The organism is Streptomyces sp. NPDC090022 (assembly GCF_044748145.1).
Classification (GTDB): Bacteria; Actinomycetota; Actinomycetes; order Streptomycetales; family Streptomycetaceae; genus Streptomyces.
The window spans coordinates 49,502-70,604 of record NZ_JBIVFN010000030.1 but is presented as its reverse complement, the minus strand read 5'-3'; the positions used below and the strand labels follow the sequence as shown (position 1 = coordinate 70,604).

The window sequence follows — 21,103 nt, the reverse complement described above, 5'->3', positions numbered from 1 at the left end:
CAGGTGGCCGTGCGGCAGTCGGCCCGGGTGCGGGCGCAGTGCGGGGCTGGGTCGGCGGGCGGTCACACGATCGGGTCAGAGCGTCAGGCCGCGGGTGAAGAGGTCGGCCAGCGTGGCGAGGAACAAGCAGATGCCGATCACGCCGTTGACCGTGAAGAACGCCCGGTTCAGGCGGGAGAGGTCGTGGGGGGTCACGATCGTGTGTTCGTAGAGGAAGGCCGCCGCGACGATCACCAGGCCCGCCCAGAAGAACGCGCCCGCGTCCGTGGCCACGGCGAACCAGACCAGCAGGCCCATCGTCACCGCGTGGCAGCCGCGGGCGCCCCACAGGGCCGCGGGGACGCCGAAGCGGGCCGGGACGGACTTCACGCCCTCGGCGCGGTCCGCCGCCACGTCCTGGCAGGCGAAGATCAGGTCGAAGCCGCCGATCCAGATGCCCACGGCCAGGCCCAGGATCACCGCGTCCCAGGACCAGGCGCCGGTCACCGCGAGCCAGGCGCCGACCGGGCCGATGGCCTGGGCGAGGCCGAGGATCGCGTGCGGGTAGTTCGTGAAGCGCTTGCCGTACGGGTAGACCACCATCGGGACGACCGCGAGCGGCGCGAGCGCCAGGCACAGCGGGTTCAGCAGGGCCGCGGAGCCCAGGAAGACCGCCACCGCGATGCCCGCCCCGGTCCACGCCGAGCGCACCGAGACCGCGCCCGTGACCAGCTCCCGCCCCGCGGTGCGCGGGTTGCGGGCGTCGATCTCCCGGTCGATGATCCGGTTCGCGGCCATGGCGAAGGTCCGCAGGCCCACCATGCACACGGTGACCAGCAGCAGCTCCCCCCAGTGGACCGTGCGGTCCGCCTGGAACATGGCCGTCAGCGCCGCGATGTAGGCGAAGGGCAGCGCGAAGACCGAGTGCTCGATCATCACGAGCCGCAGGAACGCCTTCACCTTGCCGGTCGGCTGCGGCGCCGGGCCGGGCCCGATCACCCCGTCGGCGGTCGTCGTCATGCGAGTGCGCTCCGGAAGTCTTCGAGGCCGGCGAGCAGTTCCGCCGCCGGGAGCGCGCCGAGCTCCAGGGTCCGGGGGCCGGCGGCGCCGCCCTCGTCGCCCTCGTCGTCCTCGGGCGGGGTGATCCGGGCGGTGACCACCCAGTCGGCGCCCGAGGGGCGTGCGTCGAGGCGCAGGAAGTTGCCGGCCTCCAGGGTGAACGGCTCGGCCGCGGCCAGGGCCTGCTGGAACTGCTCGGCGAAGGCGTCCGCCTCCGCGTCCCGCGCGCCGGGCAGTTCGAAGCCGTCGCCCTCCCCGTCCGCGTCGTACATCACGGCCCAGACGTCGCCGGGCCCGGCGAACTCCTCCGGGCTCACGCCCGCGTCCGCCGCGGCGGCGATCACGCCGGGCTGGGTCGGGTCGATCTCGGGTCGTGCCAGGGCCACGTAGGCGCCGGCCGTGCCGATGCTGAGTTCCGGGCCGCCGACGGCGATGGGGCTCACAGGCCGTACTCCTTCCAGCGGCGGTCCACCAGGGCCGCCGTCGCGGGGTCGGACTCCACCATGTCGGGCCAGCCGCCGTCGCGCGTGTAACCCTCCTCGGGGAGTTTCTTCGTGGCGTCGATGCCCGCCTTGCCGCCCCAGAACTGCTGGTACGAGGCGTGGTCGAGGTGGTCCACCGGACCCTCGACGACGGTGAGGTCGCGGGAGTAGTCGGTGTTGCCCAGCGCCCGCCAGGAGACCTCGTGCAGGTCGTGCACGTCGCAGTCCTTGTCGACCACGATGATCAGCTTGGTCAGCGACATCATGTGCGCGCCCCAGATGGCGTGCATCACCTTCTGGGCGTGCTTGGGGTACTTCTTGTCGATCGAGACGATCGCGCAGTTGTGGAAGCCGCCCGACTCGGGCAGGTGGTAGTCCACGATGTCCGGCACGATGATCTTGAGCAGCGGCAGGAAGAAGCGTTCCGTCGCGCGGCCCAGCGGGCCGTCCTCCGTCGGCGGCCGGCCGACCACGATCGACTGGAGCAGCGGCCGCTTCCGCATCGTCACGCAGTCGATCTTCAGCGCGGGGAACGGCTCCTGCGGCGTGTAGAAGCCGGTGTGGTCGCCGAACGGGCCCTCGGGCAGCATCTCCCCCGGCTCCAGCCAGCCCTCGATGACGACCTCGGCGTTGGCGGGGACCTGGAGCGGGACGGTCTTGCAGTCGACCATCTCGATCCGCTTGCCCGCGACGAACCCGGCGAAGAGGTACTCGTCGATGTCGCCGGGCAGCGGCGCGGTCGAGGCGTACGTGACGGCCGGCGGGCAGCCGAAGGCGATGGCGACGGGCAGCCGCTCGCCGCGGGCCGCGGCCACCGCGTAGTGGTTGCGGCTGTCCTTGTGGATCTGCCAGTGCATGCCGATGGTGCGCTTGTCGTGGCGCTGGAGGCGGTAGAGGCCGAGGTTGCGCACCCCGGTCTCCGGGTGCTTGGTGTGGGTCAGTCCCAGGTTGAAGAAGGAGCCGCCGTCCTTGGGCCAGGTGAAGAGGGCCGGCAGGCGGTCGAGGTCCACGTCGTCGCCGGTGAGGACGACCTCCTGGACGGGTGCGTCCTTGATCTTCTTCGGCGGCACGTGGACCATCGAGCCCAGCTTGCCGAACGCCTCGCGGACCCCGATGAAGCCCTGCGGCAGCTCCGGCTTGAGCAGGCCGCCGATCTTGTCGCTGATCTCGCCGTACGACTTCAGGCCGAGGGCCTTGAGCAGCCGGCGGTCGGTGCCGAAGACGTTCATCGCCAGGGGCATGTCGGAACCCTTGACGTTCTCGAACAGCAGGGCCGGTCCGCCCGCCTTGTTCACTCTGTCGACGATCTCCCCGATCTCCAGGTACGGGTCGACTTCGGCCTTGATGCGCTTGAGGTCGCCCTCCCGCTCCAGAGCCCGGAGCAGCGAGCGGAGATCGTCGTAAGCCATGCGGTCAAGTATCCGCCACCAATTACTCTGGGGATGTCACCGGGGCCCGTGACGGGCCCGCCACCGCCGAGGGGGTACGACCCACACCGTGCTGCGCTATCTGCCGTTCCTGCTGATCATCGCGCTGACCATCTACGCCTTCATCGACTGCCTGAACACGCCGGAGGAGGAGGTCAAGCACCTCCCCAAGGTGGTCTGGGTGATCATCATCCTGCTCTTCTCGATCGTCGGGCCGGTGGTGTGGCTGTTCGCGGGCAAGCAGCGCGTGCCGGGCGGCGGCGGGGGCTACGGAGCCGGCGGCGGCCGGGCGCGTCGTACGCAGTGGGTGGCGCCGGACGACAACCCGGAGTTCCTGCGGTCGCTGCGTGACGAGAAGCCGTCCGCCCCGAAGGACGACAAGGGCGGGCCGGAGAGCCCGGCGAAGGACCCGGCGGCCGACGCCGAGGGCGAGTCCGGGGAGTCCGGGGAGTCCGGGGAGTCCGGAGACAAGGGCGACAAGGGCGACAAGGGTCCGCGCGGGTAACTCCCGTAACTCCCGCCCCTGATCCCTATCCCGCGCACGCCAACGGAGTTGGCTGATTCCACCCCCCTCCGGGCGGGGAAGCCTATGCTGCGGAGGGGGCACACGGAGCTGCCGCAGGCACGCCGCGCGAGGGGGTCGCGATGAGCGAGGGCAAGGGCCTGGTGATCGCAGCTGCGATCACCACGGTGGGCGCGATCCTGGCCGCGGTCGTCACGGCGTCCTGCGCCGGCTCGAAGGGGGAGCCCTCGATCGATCAGCGGGGAGGGACCAATGTTGTCTGCGGGGACAATTCCCACTGCGCGAACCGGTAGGCGCCGGCGGCTGCCGCCCGTCGCCACCGCCGTGGCCACGGCCGCGGTCCTGTTCACGGCCGGGTGTTCGACCCAGATCAACCAGAACGGGGGGCCCAACAGCATCTGCGGGGACATGTCGACCTGCGCCAACGACAACGGGGGCGGCAACCGGAGCGCCGACCCGGACGGCGGGTCCCCGTCCCCGGTCTCCTCCGGCTCGTCCAGCGCGAGCCCGTCGGCGTCCCGCACATCCGGCGACCGGCCCGTCGACGGGCCCGCCACCCCGCGCCCGACGGCCACGAAGAGCTCCGCGTCGCCGACGCGGAAGCCGGACACCGACCTCTCCGCCTACCCGACGGCCACGATCTACGCCGACAACGTGCCGCTGTTCCGCGTCGTCTGGGTGGAGACCCCGAAGAACGAGGTCCAGTTCAGCGGGGTGGGCCGGACCCAGATCCGGGCCCGCGGCGCCGAGGGGGTCGGCTACCACATGCGCGTGCCGTCCACCTCGTCCTTCCGGGTCAACGGCAGCTCGGGCAGCCTGGACTACGCCTTCGTCGGGCCCGACAGCCGCCTGCTGCTCGTCCGCAATCCCGGCACCTGCTCATCGAACTGCTCCGCCCTGAACCCCACCCGCAACGGCAGCGCGGTGCCGTACACGACGATCCTCCAGGTCACGGCGGGCAGTCTGATGCGGGTCCCGGTGGGGTCCGTCATGACCTACCGCCTCGACTGACGACGCGGTGCGGGCCGCCGGTCACTGTGCCCACGGCAGGGCGCGGGTGCCCTCGGTGCCGGGGACCGAGGCCACCCCGTCGGCGCGCATGGCGACGTACGCCTCGGCGGCCTCGGGGGCCCGCACCCGGCGCAGGACGCCGGGCGGCAGGACCAGGGCCTGGCCGGCGCCGATCCGTTCGGTGCGGCCGTCGCAGGTGACCTCCAGGCTGCCGGCGGTGACCGTCCAGACCTGCTCGCGACTGACGGCGTGCTCGGGGCCGATGGCCCCGGCGGTCATGGCGACCAGCCAGGTGGAGAGCTCGGCGCTGCCGCGGCTGGGGGCGGCCAGTCCGGTCATGGCGGCGTTGGGGGTGACGGTGATGTTCTCGGAGGTGGGGCTGATCACGTGCACGGCGGCCTCCCGGCGGGACAAGCGAGTCAGGTGAGTCAAGGCGCTTTACTCGACGAGTGGAGTAAAGCACCTTGACCCACCTGTGTCACCCTGTTTCCGTGGCACACGACGACGCTCCCGAACTCACCTTCCTGCTCGGCATGGGCTTCCAGCTCCTGATCGCCGAGTTCACCCGGCGCGTCGCCGCCGCCGGGTACGCCGACCTGCGCCCCCAGCACGGGATGGCCTTCCAGGTCCTCAAAGGGCCCGGCGCCACGAGCAGCGAGCTCGCCGAGCGCCTGGGCGTGACCAAACAGGCCGCCGGACAGCTCGTCGACGACCTGGAGGCCCGCGGCTACGTACGGCGCGAGCCGCATCCGGAGGGCGGCCGCCGCAAGCTCGTCGTCCTGACCGCGGCCGCCACCGCCCACCTGGAGACCGCCGGGCGGATCCTGCACGAACTGGAGGCCGAGATCGGCGCCGGCACCGATCTGGCAGCCCTGCGCGGCGGGCTCGCCCGCCTCGTACGGACCCTCAACGGCCCCGGGGATCTGCCGGCCCTGCGCCCGGTGTGGTGAGCGCCAGCGCCGACTCCAGCCGCTCGAAGCGGGCCTGCCACAGCTCCATGCAGTGCGCGCACTCGCGCTCCGAGCCGTGCCGGTCGTCGGTGAAGCGGACCAGCGTGGAGTCCGTGCCCAGCGGCTCCAGGTGGAAGCGGATCCGGTCGTGGTCGTCGACGGTGTACTCCGCGACGCGCTCGACGTCCCACGCCGTGACCTCACCGGTCGCGGGCGCGTCCTCGTCGATCCAGCGCAGCGTCACCGCCCCGCCCAGGCGCCGCTCCAGTACCTCGGCCTCCGCGAGCCAGCCGCGCAGGCCCTCCGGCGTGGTCAGGGCCGGCCAGACCGTCTCGTAGGCGAACGGCAGGTGCGGCTCGAAGTGCAGCAGGAAGCGGTCGCCGCCCCGGCGCTCGCTGGTGCCTTGCGGTGTCGGCATGGCACCAGCGTCCCGCGCCGCGGGCGGCCGCGCACGTCGGGGACGTGCTGTGTCACACGCCGCCGTAGGAGTGCTTGCCGTTGAGCAGGATGTTCACGCCGTAGTAGTTCCAGATCCAGCAGGCGAAGGCGAACAGCGCCAGGTAGGCGGCCTTGCGGCCCTTCCAGCCCGCGGTGGCCCGCGCGTGCAGGTAGCAGGCGTACGCCACCCACGTCACGAAGGACCAGACCTCCTTGGGGTCCCAGTCCCAGTAGCGGCCCCAGGCGTCGCCCGCCCAGATCGCGCCCGCGATGATCGTGAAGGTCCACAGCGGGAAGACGGCCGCGTTGATCCGGTACGCGAACTTGTCGAGCGAGCCCGCCGAGGGCAGCCGCTCCATCACCGAGGTGGCGAAGGTGCCCGGCGTGCCGCCGCCGGCGAGCTTGGCCTCGTAGGAGTCGCGGAAGAGGTACAGGACCGTGCCGGCCGCGCCGATGTAGAACACCGCGCCGCAGAAGATCGCGGTCGAGACGTGGATCCACAGCCAGTACGAGTCGAGCGCCGGAACCAGCTGGTCGCTCTCGGTGTACAGCCACTTGGTGGCGATGCCCAGGTCCAGCAGGACGGTGGTGACGAGGACCAGGCCGAGCCAGCGGACGTTCTTCTTCAGCGCCAGCAGCACCAGGTACGCGCCGACGGCCACCGTGGAGAAGGTGATCGAGAACTCGTACATGTTGCCCCAGGGGGCCCGCTCGACCGACAGCGCGCGGGCGACCACGCCGCCCGCCTCGATCAGGAAGCCGAGCGCGGTCAGCGAGACCGCGATCCGCCCGTACAGGTCCCCCTGCGCGCTGGTGCCGGCCGCGCCCGGGCCGTCGGGGACGTCGCGGGTGCCGGCGCCGGAGCGGGTGACGACCTTCGGCTTCTCCAGGACGGCCGTCCCGCCGCCCTTGGTGCGCACCTGCACGGCGGGCCCGGCCGCCGCCTTGGCGCCGGTCAGCGCGGCGGCGGTGCGGCCGACCTTGCTGCGGCTGCCGAAGACCCACTCGGCGATGTGCGCGAGGAAGGCCAGCGTGTAGACCGCCATGGACGAATAGATCAGGTAGTTGCTGATCTCAGCCAGGTTCTCGTGGGCTGCGGCAGCGAGCGGCGTCATCCGCGCTCTCCTTCTTCGGACGCTTCAGTCTCGGGCTCGGGCTCGGGGTCGGGCGCGGTCGGCGCCTGCTGGTTCACGGTGGCGGCCAGGTCCGCCAGCTCCTCGGGGAGCTTGGCGGACTCGCTGCGGCCCAGGCCCGCCATCTCGACGACGGTCACACCGTCCGGGCCGGTCACCGCGCGGACCCAGACCCGGCGGCGCTGGATGAACAGCGAGGCGGCCAGGCCCGCGATGGCGGCGATGGCGCCGCCGAGCGCGAGCCCGTTGCCGGGCGCCTGGGAGATCTGGAAGGTGGCCCACCGCTCCAGGCCCACGAACTTCACGGTGCCCGCGCCGTCGGGCAGGGTCATCGTGTCGCCCGGCCGCAGCATCTCGGCGAACGGGTCGCCGTTCTCCTTCTTGAACTGCTGCATCTTGCGCGTGTCCAGCTGGTACACGTTCTGCGGCAGGCCCGAGTCCACGCCCAGGCTGCCGTGGAAGGCGTTGAGCGCGAGGACCGGGAACTTGGCGTCGGGGAACTGCGAGGCCATCGTGCCGTGCCCCTTGCCCGCGAAGGTCGGCACGAAGCGGGCGCTGAAGCCCAGCTGTTCCGTGACGCCGTCCTTGTTGCGGTAGCCGTCGGTGACCTTGATGGCGCCGGCGGAGGTGAGGTTCGCGTCCTGCGGCAGCATCGGCACCGCGTCGCGGTAGATCTCCTTGCCCGACGGGTCGGTCACCGAGATGATCGGCGCGTAGCCGTGGCCGAGCAGGAAGACCTTGGAGCCGTCGACCTCCAGCGGCTCGTTGACCTCGATCTCGGCGGGGGTCGGCGTACCGTGCGCGCCCTTGGTGAGGGTGACGTACGCCTTGAAGTCGCGCGGGGTGCCCTTCTGCGGGCCGTCCTCCTCGAACGTCGCGTCGAAGCGGTCGAGGCTGAAGCTGAACGGCGGCAGGTCGGCGGTGTCGAAGAGCGCGCCGGAGCGGAAGTCGTCGTACTGCGTGAGCGTGTTCGCGAAGCCCCCGCCGCGCAGGACGAGCTTGCCGCCCTCGGACTTGTAGAGCTTGCCGGCGGCGAAGGCGACGAGGATCGCGATCAGCGCGATGTGGAAGACCAGGTTGCCGGCCTCGCGCAGATAGCCCTTCTCGGCGGCGACGGAGTTCCCGTAGCCGGGTGCGCCGGTGTGCGTCTCCGTACGGAAGCGGCGCCCGGCGAGCACGGTCCGGGCGTGGCCGAGGACCTCCTCGGGGGCGGTGCGCGTACGCCAGGTCGTGTACGCGGGCATCCGGTCGAGCCGCCGGGGCGCGGCCGGCGGGCGGCCGCGCAGCTGGCCGACGAACTGCCAGGTGCGGGGCACGATGCAGCCGATGAGCGAGACGAACAGCAGGATGTAGATCGCGGAGAACCACACCGAGCTGTAGACGTCGAACAGCTGGAGCTTCTCGGCGAGCGGCACCCAGAAGGCGTGCTCGTCCTTCCACGCCGCGACCTTCATCGGGTCGATGTGGGTCTGCGGCACCAGCGAGCCGGGGATGGAGCCCAGCGACAGCAGGAAGAGCAGGATCAGCGCGACCCGCATGGAGGTCAGCTGCCGCCAGAACCAGCGGGCCCAGCCGAGGACGCCGATCCCGACGGGGGCGGCGTCCTCGGCGGGGGCCGTGGACAGCTGGGCCCCGGCGGCGCCTTGATCGGGCTCGGCGCCTTGATCGGTGCCGGCGTCCGGCTCGGTGCCGGCGTCCGGCTCGGTGCCGGCGGTCTTGTCCGTCGTACTCATGTCCTCAGATTCCCACCGTGAAGCCCTGGGTCCAGCCGCGCATGTCCTCGACGATGCTGTCCCACGTTCCTGTGACGAGCAGCAGACCGGTGACGATCAGCATGCCGCCGCCGATCCGCATCACCCACGCGTAGTGCTTCTTCACCCAGCCGAACGCGCCCAGCGCCTTGCGGAAGGCGAGCGCGGCCACGATGAACGGCAGCCCCAGCCCCAGGCAGTACGCGGTGGTCAGCAGGGCGCCGCGGCCGGCGCTGGCCTCGTTGAGGGAGAGCGTGGAGACGGCGGCGAGGGTGGGCCCCATGCAGGGGGTCCAGCCGACGCCGAAGAGGACCCCGAGCACCGGCGCGCCCACCAGCCCGGCCGTGGGCTTCTTGTGGAAGCGGAACTCCCGCATCGTCAGCCCCGGGATCAGCCCCATGAAGAACAGCCCGAGCAGGATCACCAGGCCGCCCAGGACCTGCGAGATGATCCGCCGGTTCTCCTGGAGGGTGTCCCCGAAATAGCCGAAGAGCGCCCCGCCGGAGACGAACACGGCGGTGAAGCCGAGGACGAACAGGCCCGCGCCCGCCAGCATCCGGCCGCGCCGGGCCTCGGCGAGATCGGCGCCGCTGACCCCGGTGACGTAGGAGAGGTAACCGGGGACGAGCGGCAGGACGCACGGCGAGAAGAACGAGACCAGTCCGGCGAGGACGGCGATGGGCAGCGCCAGCAGCAGCGCCCCGCCGAGGACGGTCTGGTTCACGCCGGTGGTGCCGGCGGCGAGGAGGAGCTCGGGGGTCACCTGGTCACTGCTCCGCGAGGACCGGGTCGATCATCGAGCGCAGCTGTTCGTCGTTGATCGCGACCAGGGTGCGGGCGGCGATCCGGCCCTCCTTGTCGAGGACGATCGTGGAGGGGATGGCCTGCGGGTTGAGAGTGCCCTTGGGGAAGCGGAGCATCAGCTTGCCGTCCGGGTCGAACAGGCTCGGGTAGGTGATCCCGTAGGTCTCCTCGAACGCGGTCGCGTTCTGCTTGCTGCGGTCGCGGGTGTTGATCCCGACGAACGCCACGTCCTTGCCGGCGTCGGCCAGCTCCTTGGAGACCTTCGCGAAGTACGGGGCCTCGGAGCGGCACGGCGGGCACCAGGAGCCCCAGATGTTGAGGACGACGACCTTACCCTTGAGGGTGGTGGTGTCGAGCGTCTTGCCGTCGACGGTCTCGCCGTCGAGCTTGGGGGCCGCGGTCCGGTCGGCCTGGGCGACGGTGGAGATGCCGGTCTCTCCGGTGACGTAGCCGCCGCCGGAGCTCTTCGCGGACTTGCTCCCGCCGCTCCCGTCGGTGCAGGCGGTCAGGGTCAGGGCAGCGGTGACGGCCACCGCGGTCAGCAGGACCGCGCGGTGGCTGGTCGAGCGGCGGCGACTTCCACGGACAAGCACGCGGCTAAGGCTCATGTGAAAAGTTTCGCATGGGCGTTTTGTGGATCTTCCGCGCCCCCCGGCGCCCCGCGGCCACCGTTCCCATGGACCCGCGGGAGCGGTGGCCGCGGTCCCGGACGGACCGGCGTACCGGCGTACCGGCGTACCGGCGTACCGGCGTACCGGCGTACCGGCGTACCGGCGTACCGGCGTACCGGCGTACCGGCGTACCGGCGTACCGCGGATCAGGCGCCGAACGCCTTCGACTTGCCCTTCACCGGCTTGGCCCCGGCCAGCAGGTGCGCCGGCACCAGATCGCGGGCCGGCTCGCTGTAGCCCACCGACACCAGCTTGTCGCCCTGGTACGTGAACGACGTCAGCGAGGCCAGCGTGCACTGCCGGCGCCGCGGGTCGTGCCACAGCCGGCGCTTCTCCGCGAAGCTGCGCACGATCCAGATCGGCAGCTGGTGGCTGACGGCCACCGCCTCGTGGCCGCGGGCGGCGTCCTTGGCCGCGTCCAGCGCGCTCATCATGCGGACGACCTGCTCGACGTACGGCTCGCCCCAGGACGGCTTGAACGGGTTCGTCAGGTGCTTCCAGTTCGCGGGCTTGCGCAGCGCGCCGTCGCCGACGCCGAAGGTCTTGCCCTCGAAGACGTTCTCCGCCTCCAGCAGCCGCGGGTCCGTGGCCAGGTCCAGGCCGTGGCTCTTGGCGATCGGGGCGGCCGTCTCCTGGGCGCGCTCCAGCGGGGAGGACACGACGTACGTGATGTCGCGGCCCTCCAGGTGCTCGGCGACCCGGTCGGCCATCTGCCGGCCCAGGTCGGAGAGGTGGTAGCCGGGGCGGCGGCCGTAGAGCACGCCGTCGGGGTTCTCCACCTCGCCGTGCCGCATCAGGTGGACGACGGTGATCTCGCCGGCGGCGGTCGGGGTGTCGCTGCTCATGCGGTGGCCTCCGCGGCGGCGCGGGCGGCGGCGGGCAGGGCGTCGGCGATGCGCTCGACGGCCCGCTCGTCGTGGGCGGTGGAGACGAACCAGGACTCGAAGGCCGACGGCGGCAGGTAGACGCCGCGCTCCAGCATCGCGTGGAAGAACGCGGTGAAGCGGAAGCCCTCCTGGGCCTTGGCGTCCTCGTAGTCGCGGACCTCGTCGGGCGTGAAGAAGACGGAGAACATGTTGGAGGCGGTCTGCAGCCGGTGCGCGACCCCCTCCTTGGTGAGCGCGGCCGTCACCAGCTCCTGGATCTGCGCCGAGACGGCGTCGACCTTCTCGTACGCCGCGTCGTCCAGCAGCCGCAGCTGCGCGAGCCCGGCGGCCGTGGCGATCGGGTTCCCCGACAGGGTGCCCGCCTGGTAGACCGGGCCGGCCGGGGCCAGGTAGGCCATCACGTCGGCGCGGCCGCCGAAGGCCGCCGCCGGGAAGCCGCCGCCCATGACCTTGCCGAAGGTCATCAGGTCGGGCGTGACGCCGTCGACGCCGTACCAGCCCGCGCGGGAGGTGCGGAAGCCCGTCATGACCTCGTCGGAGATGTAGAGCGCGCCGTCCGCCCGGCAGATGTCGGCCAGGCCCTGGTTGAAGCCGGGGGCCGGGGTCACCACGCCCATGTTGCCGGGGGCGGCCTCGGTGATCACGCAGGCGATCTGGCCGGGGTGGGCGGCGAAGGCCGCGCGCACCGCGTCGAGGTCGTTGTACGGCAGCACGATCGTGTCGCCGGCCTGGGCGCCGGTGACGCCCGGGGTGTCGGGCAGGGCGAAGGTCGCGAGCCCGGAACCGGCCGCCGCGAGCAGCGCGTCCACATGACCGTGGTAGCAGCCGGCGAACTTCACGACCTTGGCGCGGCCGGTGAAGCCCCTGGCCAGCCGGATCGCGGACATGGTCGCCTCGGTACCCGACGATACGAGGCGGACCTGCTCGACGGGCTCGATCCGGGCGACGATCTCCTCGGCGAGGGCGACCTCGCCCTCGCCGGGCGTGCCGAAGGAGGTGCCGCGGGCGACGGCCTCCTGGACGGCGGCGATCACCTCGGGGTGGGAGTGGCCGAGGATCATCGGCCCCCACGAGCAGACGAGGTCGACGTACTCGCGGCCGTCGGCATCCGTGAGGTAGGGACCGGTACCGGACACCATGAACCGGGGCGTACCGCCCACGGCACGGAAGGCGCGTACCGGAGAGTTCACGCCGCCGGGGGTCACGAGGGACGCACGCTCGAAGAGCGTCTGCGAAACTGGGGCTTCATACGGGTACGGGTAGCTCACACCAGCCATGGTCTCAGAGGCCGCGACTTCACTTGCGGACGGGCGTTTCACCGCTGCGGCGCGGGGGAGGTCACTGCCATGATGATCAGGCTGCGTGGCGGGGGCCGCGGGGCCGGTACGGGCAATACCAGTCGGGTGGAGATATGCAACGCGGTGGTGGACCGGGCGAGGGCACGGACGGGCTGGACCCGCAGCGCGCCCGCGAGTCCCGTCGCCTGGGCAGGCACCGGCGACGCGCGGCCGCCGAGCGGACCGAAGGACCCGAGACGACGGCGGCCGGCGGGCCCGGTGCCGAGGAGGACGCCGGGACCGCGATCGGGGGCCGCGGCATGGGCGTGACGTACAAGTACTTCGGTGCCCCGGACGGCGCGACGGCCGCCCGGGTGCCGGTCACCATGCGCCCGGAGGAGCTCGGCGGCGACGAGCTCGGCATGGGCGGCATGTTCACCAAGATCAAGCCGGAGACGGTGGCCGCGATGGTCCTGACCGGCATCGAGGGCATACCCCTGCACAAGGTCCCGCCGCTGGAGCTGGTGGTCCTCCACCCCGACTACGCGGTGGTCAAGCTCCCCATGACGGTGGTCGACCCGCTGCGCGACATCGGCGAGGAATCGGTCGGCGCGGCGGCCTTCATCTGGTCGACGGTCCCCGACCGCGGCGGCCCGCGCGACGCCTTCAACGTGTACCAGCTCCTGCACGAGTGGCAGGACTTCTCCCACCGCCTCCACGAGGCCGGCCACCAGCCGTACTGCCTGGTCTGGCCCTGAGCCCTGTCCGACGGCAGGCGTGATCCGGACACCGGGCGGCCGCGTGCGCGGCGCCGGCGGCAGCGGTCGGCGGGGACCCCTGTGCTGGTCGGGCGGGGCCGGGGCGCCCGGGCCCCGCGGGGGTTGGTGACGCCAACCGTGATTTACGGCCATCCCGGGGCCTGACGCATTCCGCCGGGGGCATCCGCTAACCGAGAATCTGTTTTGTTTTCGGGCCCCCCTACGGAACCCCCTGGAGCAGGTGTCATGCCGACCACCCAGAAGGTCCACCAGCTGCCGCAGAGCAACCAGCTGCGCGCCCTGCACACCGTGATCCGGGACCGCGACGCCTCCCGGGCCGACTTCGTCCTCTACTCGCGCCGCGTGATCCGCCTGCTCCTCGAATCCGCCCTCGACCTGCTGCCCTTCGACAAGCAGGAGGTCACCACCCCCGTCGGCGAGACCTACCCGGGCCTGAAGTTCACCGGCAAGCTGTGCGCCGTCCCCGTGATCCGGGCCGGGGACTCCATGGCGGACGAGCTGCGCCAGCTCATCCCCGGCATCCGCGTCGGCAAGATCCTCATCCAGCGGGACAAGACCACCAAGCTGCCGCGCCTGCACTACTGGAACCTTCCCGACGACATCGCCGAGCGGCACGTCCTGGTGCTGGAGCCGATGCTCGCCACCGGCGGCAGCGCCAACGCCGCGATCGACGTCCTCCTCGGCGCCGGCGTGCGCGAGGAGAACATCGTCCTCGTCAACTTCCTCGCCGCGCCCGAGGGCATCGACGCCGTACGCCGCGCCCACCCCGACGTCACGATGATCACCTCGTCGACCGAGGAGTGCCTGAACCGCGACGCCTTCATGATCCCGGGCATCGGCGACTTCGGGGACCGCTTCTTCGGCACCGCCGACGCGGCCCTGGTCCGGCGGTGAGCGGACACCGGCTCGCGACGGATTCCGCCGTCACCGCACTGGCACCCGCCGTCTGGGGCTCGACGTACCTGGTCACCACCGAGCTGCTGCCGCCGGACCGGCCGCTGCTGGCGGCCACCGCGCGGGCCCTGCCGGCCGGGCTGGTCCTCGTCGCGATCGGCCGGGCCCTGCCCCGCGGCATCTGGTGGGGGCGGGCCCTGGTCCTCGGCGTCCTGAACATCGGCGCCTTCTTCACCTTCCTCTTCGTCGCCGCCTACCACCTGCCCGGCGGGGTCGCGGCCCTGGTCGGCTCCGTCCAGCCGATGTTCGTACTGCTGCTGTCGGCGCTGCTGCTGAAGGACCGGATCCGGCCCGTCCACGTCGTGGCCTGCGCCCTCGGCGCGACCGGGGTCGGCCTGCTGGTCCTGCGGCCCGAGGCCGCGCTCGACGCGACCGGCGTCGCCGGCGGCCTGCTGGCCGCCGCGAGCATGGCCGCGGGGATCGTGCTCACCAAGCGGTGGGGCCGGCCCGAGGGCGTCGGACTGCTGACCTTCACCGGCTGGCAGCTGGCCGTCGGCGGGCTGGTCCTGCTGCCGGTCATGCTGCTCGGCGAGGGCCTGCCGGACTCCGTCACCGGGGAGAACCTGGCCGGGTTCGCGTACCTGGGCGGCATCGGCGCGCTGCTCGCGTACGCCGTGTGGTTCCGCGGGGTGGAACGGCTGCCCGCGCTCGCCGTGTCCTTCCTCGGCTTCGTCTCGCCCCTGGCCGCCACCGCGCTGGGCTACCTCGTCCTCGGGCAGCGCCTCTCGCCGCTCCAGCTCGTCGGCGCGGCCGCGGTGCTGGCGGCGGTCTTCGTGGCCCAGCCCCGGCAGGCCCGCCCGGAACTGACGCCCCGCCGGCCGCACCCGCCCCTGCCGTCCCGCCCGCCCGCCCCCGACTTCATGAAGTACGGAGAGACCCTCGATAGGCAATCGAGCCCCCTCGGCCATGGTCGGCACCATGAAGACGGATGAGATCCCCACGAGCATGTCCGCCACCGCCTCCGCCACCCGGCTGCCCGACCTGCTGCGCCGGCAGGTCGCGGCCCGCCCCGACGCGGTCGCCGTCCGCTGCGCGGACCGGCAGCTGACGTACCGCGGCCTCGACGCCGCCGCGGGCCGCCTCGCGGCGCGCCTGACCCGGCTCGGCGCCGGCCCCGGCACCCCCGTGGGCCTGTATGCCGAGCCCTCCCTCGACCTGATGACCGGGGTGTGGGGCATCCTCGCCGCGGGCGGCGCCTACCTGCCGCTGTCGCCGGACTACCCGCAGGACCGGCTGCGCTACATGGTCGAGCACGCCGCGCTGGGGTACGTGGTGACGCAGAGACATCTGGCGTTGCGGTTACGCGAGTTGGTCCCCGACGGCACACGGATCGTGGTGGTGGACGAGCCCGACGCGCACGACGCCGACCCCACCGGCACGAGCTACGAGGGCTACGACGGCTCCGAGAGGTACGAGAGGTACGAGAGCTGCGACGGCTCCGAGAGGTACGGGAGCTACGACGGTTCCGCGGCCCATGGCGGCGGCCCGCAGGCCCCCGGCGGCGGCCCGGCCGAAGCCCGTCCCGACGACCTCGCCTACGTCATCTACACCTCCGGCTCCACCGGCCGCCCCAAGGGCGTGATGATCGAGCACCGCAGCATCGTCTCCCAGCTGCGCTGGCTGACCGACTGCGGCCACCTCGGCCCCGGCACCACCGTGCTCCAGAAGACCCCCATGAGCTTCGACGCCGCCCAGTGGGAGCTCCTCGCCCCCGCCGCCGGCGGCCAGGTGGTCATGGCGGCGCCCGGCAGCTACCGGGACCCCGAGGCCCTGGTCGACACGATCACCGCGTACGACGTCACCACCCTGCAGTGCGTCCCGACCCTCCTCCAGGCCCTCCTCGACACCGAACGCCTGCCCTCCTGCGCCTCCCTGCGCCGGGTGTTCTCCGGCGGCGAGGCCCTCACCGTCAAGCTGGCCCGCGCCTTCGCCGCCCAGCTGCCGCACGCCTCGCTGGTCAACCTGTACGGGCCCACCGAGTGCACGATCAACGCCACCGCCCACCAGGTCGACCTCGCCGCCCTCGCCGACGAGGACCCGGCCGCGATCGTCTCGATCGGCGTACCCGTCGACAACACCCGCTGCTTCATCCTCGACGAGAACCTGCACCCGGTGAACATCGGCGAGAAGGGCGAGCTGTACATCGGCGGCGTCCAGCTGGCCCGTGGTTATCTCAACCTCCCCGAGCAGACGAAGGAACGGTTCCTCACCGTCCCCTTCCTCCCCTCCGAGCGCCTCTACCGCACCGGCGACCTCGCCGCGTGGAACACCGACGGCACCATCCGCTTCTGCGGCCGCGCCGACACCCAGGTCAAACTGCGCGGCTACCGCGTCGAACTGGAGGAGATCACCTCCGCCATCGAGGAGCACACCTGGGTCCGGCGCGCGGCCGCGCTCGTCGCCGACGACCCCCGCACCGGCTTCCAGCAGCTGTGCGCCCTCGTCGAGCTCAACCCCAAGGAAGCCGCCCTGATGGACCAGGGCAATCACGGCTCCCACCACCAGTCCAAGTCGAGCAAGCTCCAGGTCAAGGCCCAGCTGTCCAACCCGGGCCTGCGCGAGCCCGCCGAACTGGCCGGCCGCCCCGCCGTCGCCCTGCCCGGCTTCGCCGAGACCCCGCGCCAGCGCCGCGAGGCGTTCGCCCGCAAGACCTACCGCTTCTACGAGGGCGGCAAGGTCACCCGCGACGACCTGCGCGAACTGCTCGCCGCCCCGGGCCGGGTGCCGGCGTACGCGCGGGGCGTCGAGGAACTGACGTACGCCGAACTCGGCACGATCCTGCGCTGGTTCGGCCCCTTCCAGAGCCTCGAGCGGCTGCTGCCGAAGTACGCGTACGCCTCCCCCGGCGCCCTGTACGCCACCCAGCTGTACCTGGAGACGGACGGCTCCGTCGCCGGAGTCGACGCCGGCGTCCACTACTTCCACCCCGTCGACCACGCCCTCGTCCGCGTCGGGGACGGCACCGGCACGGGCGGCGGACTGCGCGTGCACTTCCTGGGCAAGCGGCGCGCGATCGAGCCCGTGTACAGCAACAACATCCTGGAGGTCCTGGAGTTCGAGACCGGCCACATGCTGGGCGTCTTCGACGAGGTGCTCCCCGCGTACGGGCTCACGATCCGGCCCTGCGCCCACGAGGAGACCGTCAAGGCCGCCCTCGACGTGGCCGCCGAGGACCACTACCTCGGCACGTTCGCGATCGTGCCCCACACCACCCCGGCCGACGGCCCGGCCACCGACCCCGTCGAGCTGTACGTCCAGGCCCACCCCGGCCACGTGGTCGGCCTGCCCGGCGGCCTGTACCGCCACGAGGCGGCCGCACCGGGCGCCGACGGTGGCATGGGCGGCGACGGGGGCGACTTCGTCCGGATCTCCTCCGGCATCGTCGAGAAGCGCCACGTCATCGCCATCAACCAGGGCGTGTACGAGGACGCCGCCTTCGGCATCACCGCCGTCAGCCGCGCCGCCGACGAGGACGGCTGGCTGGAGTACATCCACCTCGGCCGCACCCTGCACCGGCTCCAGCGCAACGCCCTGCGCCTGGGCCTGATGTCGTCCGGCTACTCCTCCAAGACCGGCAACCCGCTGCCGTCCGCCCGCCGCGCCGACCACCTCCTCGCGGCCGCCGGCATCGCCCCCGGACCCTCGTACTTCTTCCTCGGCGGCAAGGTCAGCGAGGAGCAGGTCTCCTCCACCGGCATGCGCGAGGACTCCGTCCACATGCGCGGCCCGACGGAGATGATCCGCGACGACCTCGCCCGGCTGCTGCCCGACTACATGATCCCCAACCGGGTGGTCGTGCTCGACACGCTCCCCCTGACCGCCAACGGGAAGATCGACTACGCGGCGCTCGCCGCCCGCGAGGACCTCACCGGCCCCACCTCCCCGGGCACCGCCCTCGTCCCGCCGCGCACCCCCCTCGAAGAACGGCTCGCGGAGGCCTGGGGCAAGGCGCTCAAGTACGAGGCCGTGTCGATGGACGACAGCTTCTTCGCCTCCGGCGGCAACTCGCTGATCGCGATGACCCTGACCCGCTGGATCAACCGCGAGTTCGGCGTCACGCTGCCCATGCAGACCCTCTTCGACTACCCGCGCCTGGCCGACCTCGCCGGCCGCCTCGCCGACGGCGACGCCGCCGCCCGGCCCGCCTCCCGCCTGGTCCGCCTGCACGACGGCGGCCCCGGCGCCCCCGTCTTCTGCTGGCCGGGCCTGGGCGGCTACCCCATGAACCTGCGGTCGCTGGCGCGCGAGGCGGCCACCGGCGGGCCGTTCTACGGGGTCCAGGCGGCCGGCATCAACGCCGGCGAGACCCCCTTCGCCACCATCGGCGCCATGGCCGCCGCCGACATCGCCGAGATCCGCCGGATCCAGCCCGAGGGCCCGTACACGCTGTGGGGCTACTCCTTCGGCGCGCGCGTCGCCTTCGAGACCGCCTGGCAGCTGGAGCAGGCCGGGCAGCGGGTCGCGGACCTGCTGCTGATCTGCCCCGGCAACCCCGAGGTGCGCGCCGCCGACGGCAGCGCCTACGGCCGGCAGTGCTCGTACGACAACCCCGGCTACCTGACGATCCTGTACTCGGTGTTCGCGGGCACCCTCTCCGGCCCCGGACTGGAGCGCTGCCTGGCGGCCGTCCGGGACGAGGACGCCTTCGTGGACTTCGTCGCCGGCCGCTACCCGGAACTGGACCCGGAAGTGATCCGCCGCATCACGCGGATCGTCGGTGAGACGTACGAATTCGACTACACCTTCCACGAACTGGCCGAACGCCGGCTGGCCGCCCCCGTGACCCTGGTCCGCGCGGCGGGCGACGACTACTCCTTCATCGAGGGCAGCTCCGGCTACAGCGCCGAGCCGCCCCTCGTCCTCGGCCTGGCCGCCGACCACTACCAGGTGCTCAAGGAGGGCCAGGGCCTGGCGGAACTGGTGACGTCGATCAGCACCCGCGAGAACACCGCCGCGAACACCGGCGCGAACAACGGCGCGAACCCCCATGAGACCGAATCCGACTGACTGACCGTTGAAAGGAACCCCGCTCATGCCGCACGTCCACGTCCAGCACTACCCGAAGGACGACCTGACCCCCGAGCGCCTGAAGGCCTTCGACGACGCGGTCACCGCCGCCGTCACCGACACCTTCGGCGTCACCGAGGACAAGGTGTCCATCGCGCTCGAAACGGTGGCGCCGCAGGACTGGCGCGACCAGGTCGTGGCCGTGTTCGCCGCGCGCCGGGAGCTGCTCATCAAGGCCCCCGGCTACTGGAAGGAGGCGTGAGCCCGTTGAGCCCGCACATGAGCCGCGTCGCGCCTCCGGTGGAGTACACCGAGGAGGTCCACGAGGCCCTCCACGAGGGCCGGGCGGTCGTGGCGCTGGAGTCCAACGTCATCACGCACGGCCTGCCGTACCCGGACAACGCCGCCACGGCCCGCAAGGTCGAGGACGCCGTCCGGGCCGGCGGGGCGGTGCCCGCGACCGTCCATGTCGACCGGGGCGCGATCCGCGTGGGCATGACGGACGCGGACATCGAACGGTTCGCCGCCCTGCCGGGCATCCCGAAGGTCTCCAGCCGGGACCTTCCGGTGGTGCTCGCGCGGGGCGGCCCCGGCGCCACCACCGTGGCCTCCTCGGTGGCGGCCGCCGAACTCGCCGGGATCCGCTGGTTCTCCTCGGCCGGTATCGGCGGCGTCCACCGGGGCGCGCAGGAGACGTTCGACATCTCCTCGGACCTCGTCCAGTTCACGCGCTCGCGGGTGGCGGTGGTCTGCGCGGGCGCGAAGATGATCCTGGACCTGGGCCTGACCCTGGAGTTCCTGGAGACCCACTGCGTGCCCGTCGTCGCCCACCGTTCCGACGACTTCCCCGCCTTCTACTGCCGTACGAGCGGCCACCGCGCGCCGCACCGGATCGACGACGAGGCCGTCCTGGCCCGGGCGGTGGCGACCCACTGGGCGCTGGGCAGCCCGACCTCGTTCCTGATCACGACCCCGGTCCGGGAGACGGACGCCATCGACGCGGCCGAGGTCGAGGCCGCGATCGGCGAGGCGGTGGCGGCCGCCGAGCGCGACGGCGTCGTCGGCCAGGGCCTGACGAAGTACCTTATGCGGGCGGTCGACACGGCCACCGGTGGGCGCTCGGCCCGTGCCAACATGGCGGTGCTGGCGACCTGCGCCCAGACGGCGGGCCGCCTGGCCGCCGCGTACAGCACGGCAGGGACGGACTCATGACGAGCACGGCACGCACCCCTCTCACCGTCACCGCGGACGAGATCACGGCCACCGCCGACATCCGCCTGGCGGTCTTCGACCTGGACGGCACCCTGGTCGACACCCCGCGGGCGATCGTGACCACCTTCGAGGCGGCCTTCGCCGAGCTCACCTCCCGTGATCCGATGGCCGGGAAGGCCGTGGCCCCCTCGGCCATCCGGGCGACCATCGGCCTGCCCCTGCCCCGCGCCTGGTCCACGCTGCTGGAGCTGCCCGAGTCCGACCCGCTCGTCACCGCCGGCGTCGAGGCGTACCTGCGGCTCTTCCGCGAGATCGTGCTGCCGCGCTCGCGCGAACTGCTCTTCCCCGGCGTCGAGTCGGGACTGGCGCGGCTGCGGGCGCGCGGGGTCGTCCTCGCCGTCGCCACCAGCAAGCTCCAGGCCAGCGCGGAGGCGCTGCTGGAGGCGGCCGGGCTGCGCGGGCTGTTCGCGGTCGTGGTCGGTGCCGACCGGGTCAGCCGTCCCAAGCCGGACCCGGAGTCCGGCCAGGTGATCCTGGACCGCCTCGGCCTGCCGGCCGCGCGCGCCGTGATGGTCGGCGACACCACGCACGACCTGCTGATGGCACGGGCGGCGGGGATGCGGTCGGTCGCCGTGACGTACGGCATCCACCCGGCGGACCGGCTCGCGCAGGCGGAACCGACGTGGGTGGCCCACACGTTCGACGAGGTGATCGGCGCGATCGTGTCGGCACGTTGAGGTACGGCAACGGAGGGGGCGG

22 protein-coding genes are annotated in these 21,103 nt (G+C 72.3%); 11 read left to right on the top strand and 11 right to left on the bottom strand.

Annotated features, from left to right (window positions below; translation table 11 throughout):
- Positions 1-75 precede the first annotated feature (75 nt).
- From mqnP to ACIPXB_RS32825, 3 genes are read right to left on the bottom strand one after another with little or no spacing between them, the layout of a single operon-like run.
- Positions 76-999, bottom strand: a complete 924-nt coding sequence (mqnP, locus tag ACIPXB_RS32835; RefSeq protein ID WP_401455883.1) for a menaquinone biosynthesis prenyltransferase MqnP — start codon at positions 997-999, stop codon at positions 76-78.
- Positions 996-1,481, bottom strand: coding sequence for a hypothetical protein (locus tag ACIPXB_RS32830; protein WP_401455880.1), 486 nt, complete (start codon positions 1,479-1,481; stop codon positions 996-998). The genes mqnP and ACIPXB_RS32830 overlap by 4 nt, the downstream gene beginning before the upstream one ends.
- On the bottom strand, positions 1,478-2,929 hold the full coding sequence (locus tag ACIPXB_RS32825; protein WP_401455878.1) for a menaquinone biosynthesis decarboxylase: 1,452 nt from the start codon (positions 2,927-2,929) through the stop codon (positions 1,478-1,480). Before ACIPXB_RS32825 ends, ACIPXB_RS32830 begins: the two co-directional genes overlap by 4 nt.
- Positions 2,930-3,017: 88 nt before the next feature.
- Here ACIPXB_RS32825 and ACIPXB_RS32820 point away from each other — a divergent pair, with 88 nt between their 5' ends.
- The 3 genes from ACIPXB_RS32820 to ACIPXB_RS32810 all read left to right on the top strand — a co-directional run bounded on the left by ACIPXB_RS32820 (position 3,018) and on the right by ACIPXB_RS32810 (position 4,481).
- Complete coding sequence (locus ACIPXB_RS32820; RefSeq protein ID WP_401455876.1) at positions 3,018-3,452, top strand: PLD nuclease N-terminal domain-containing protein; 435 nt, start codon at positions 3,018-3,020, stop codon at positions 3,450-3,452.
- Between the two features lie 140 nt (positions 3,453-3,592).
- Complete coding sequence (locus ACIPXB_RS32815) at positions 3,593-3,763, top strand: hypothetical protein (protein ID WP_401455874.1); 171 nt, start codon at positions 3,593-3,595, stop codon at positions 3,761-3,763.
- A 31-nt stretch (positions 3,764-3,794) separates the two neighbouring features.
- Positions 3,795-4,481 carry a hypothetical protein gene (locus ACIPXB_RS32810; protein WP_401455871.1) on the top strand — a complete coding sequence of 229 codons (687 nt, stop codon included), beginning with the start codon at positions 3,795-3,797 and terminating at the stop codon, positions 4,479-4,481.
- Between the two features lie 21 nt (positions 4,482-4,502).
- On the opposite strand, the gene ACIPXB_RS32805 is transcribed toward ACIPXB_RS32810, so the two are convergent.
- The gene (locus ACIPXB_RS32805; protein WP_401455870.1) at positions 4,503-4,874 is read right to left on the bottom strand and encodes a cupin domain-containing protein; all 372 of its coding nucleotides are present in this window, start codon (positions 4,872-4,874) and stop codon (positions 4,503-4,505) included.
- 140 nt (positions 4,875-5,014) lie between these two features.
- Between ACIPXB_RS32805 and ACIPXB_RS32800 the strand changes: the two genes are divergently transcribed.
- Positions 5,015-5,431 carry a MarR family winged helix-turn-helix transcriptional regulator gene (locus ACIPXB_RS32800; RefSeq protein ID WP_401455930.1) on the top strand — a complete coding sequence of 139 codons (417 nt, stop codon included), beginning with the start codon at positions 5,015-5,017 and terminating at the stop codon, positions 5,429-5,431.
- Here ACIPXB_RS32800 and ACIPXB_RS32795 read toward each other — a convergent pair.
- The 7 genes from ACIPXB_RS32795 to hemL form a co-directional block, all read right to left on the bottom strand.
- Positions 5,388-5,849 carry an SRPBCC domain-containing protein gene (locus tag ACIPXB_RS32795; RefSeq protein WP_401455867.1) on the bottom strand — a complete coding sequence of 154 codons (462 nt, stop codon included), beginning with the start codon at positions 5,847-5,849 and terminating at the stop codon, positions 5,388-5,390. The genes ACIPXB_RS32800 and ACIPXB_RS32795 overlap by 44 nt on opposite strands.
- Before the next feature lie 52 nt (positions 5,850-5,901).
- Positions 5,902-6,984: a c-type cytochrome biogenesis protein CcsB gene (ccsB, locus tag ACIPXB_RS32790; protein ID WP_401455865.1), complete on the bottom strand. Its 1,083-nt coding sequence runs from the start codon at positions 6,982-6,984 to the stop codon at positions 5,902-5,904.
- Entirely contained in the window at positions 6,981-8,735 is a 1,755-nt protein-coding gene (locus tag ACIPXB_RS32785; protein WP_401455864.1) for a cytochrome c biogenesis protein ResB, read from the bottom strand. Before ACIPXB_RS32785 ends, ccsB begins: the two co-directional genes overlap by 4 nt.
- A 4-nt stretch (positions 8,736-8,739) precedes the next feature.
- Positions 8,740-9,516 carry a cytochrome c biogenesis CcdA family protein gene (locus ACIPXB_RS32780; RefSeq protein WP_401455861.1) on the bottom strand — a complete coding sequence of 259 codons (777 nt, stop codon included), beginning with the start codon at positions 9,514-9,516 and terminating at the stop codon, positions 8,740-8,742.
- Between the two features lie 4 nt (positions 9,517-9,520).
- Entirely contained in the window at positions 9,521-10,165 is a 645-nt protein-coding gene (locus ACIPXB_RS32775; protein ID WP_401455859.1) for a TlpA family protein disulfide reductase, read from the bottom strand.
- Positions 10,166-10,374: 209 nt separating this feature from the next.
- Positions 10,375-11,073, bottom strand: a complete 699-nt coding sequence (locus ACIPXB_RS32770) for a histidine phosphatase family protein (protein WP_401455856.1) — start codon at positions 11,071-11,073, stop codon at positions 10,375-10,377.
- Positions 11,070-12,392 carry a glutamate-1-semialdehyde 2,1-aminomutase gene (hemL, locus tag ACIPXB_RS32765; protein WP_401455854.1) on the bottom strand — a complete coding sequence of 441 codons (1,323 nt, stop codon included), beginning with the start codon at positions 12,390-12,392 and terminating at the stop codon, positions 11,070-11,072. The genes ACIPXB_RS32770 and hemL overlap by 4 nt, the downstream gene beginning before the upstream one ends.
- 134 nt (positions 12,393-12,526) lie before the next feature.
- On the opposite strand from hemL, the gene ACIPXB_RS32760 reads away from it, so the two are divergent.
- The 7 genes from ACIPXB_RS32760 to ACIPXB_RS32730 all read left to right on the top strand — a co-directional run bounded on the left by ACIPXB_RS32760 (position 12,527) and on the right by ACIPXB_RS32730 (position 21,081).
- Positions 12,527-13,150 (top strand): hypothetical protein, encoded by a 624-nt coding sequence (locus tag ACIPXB_RS32760; RefSeq protein ID WP_401455852.1) that lies wholly within the window; start codon positions 12,527-12,529, stop codon positions 13,148-13,150.
- A gap of 246 nt (positions 13,151-13,396) precedes the next feature.
- Positions 13,397-14,065: a uracil phosphoribosyltransferase gene (gene upp, locus ACIPXB_RS32755; RefSeq protein ID WP_401455850.1), complete on the top strand. Its 669-nt coding sequence runs from the start codon at positions 13,397-13,399 to the stop codon at positions 14,063-14,065.
- Positions 14,062-15,057, top strand: coding sequence for an EamA family transporter (locus ACIPXB_RS32750; protein WP_401455848.1), 996 nt, complete (start codon positions 14,062-14,064; stop codon positions 15,055-15,057). Before upp ends, ACIPXB_RS32750 begins: the two co-directional genes overlap by 4 nt.
- Complete coding sequence (locus tag ACIPXB_RS32745) at positions 15,044-19,132, top strand: amino acid adenylation domain-containing protein (RefSeq protein ID WP_401455846.1); 4,089 nt, start codon at positions 15,044-15,046, stop codon at positions 19,130-19,132. The genes ACIPXB_RS32750 and ACIPXB_RS32745 overlap by 14 nt, the downstream gene beginning before the upstream one ends.
- A gap of 25 nt (positions 19,133-19,157) precedes the next feature.
- The gene (locus ACIPXB_RS32740; RefSeq protein ID WP_401455843.1) at positions 19,158-19,394 is read left to right on the top strand and encodes a tautomerase family protein; all 237 of its coding nucleotides are present in this window, start codon (positions 19,158-19,160) and stop codon (positions 19,392-19,394) included.
- Positions 19,395-19,411: 17 nt separating this feature from the next.
- A complete protein-coding gene (locus ACIPXB_RS32735) occupies positions 19,412-20,344 on the top strand; it encodes a pseudouridine-5'-phosphate glycosidase (RefSeq protein WP_401455929.1) in 933 nt (310 codons plus the stop codon).
- Positions 20,341-21,081: an HAD family hydrolase gene (locus tag ACIPXB_RS32730; protein ID WP_401455841.1), complete on the top strand. Its 741-nt coding sequence runs from the start codon at positions 20,341-20,343 to the stop codon at positions 21,079-21,081. The genes ACIPXB_RS32735 and ACIPXB_RS32730 overlap by 4 nt, the downstream gene beginning before the upstream one ends.
- The last annotated feature ends 22 nt before the right edge of the window (positions 21,082-21,103 follow it).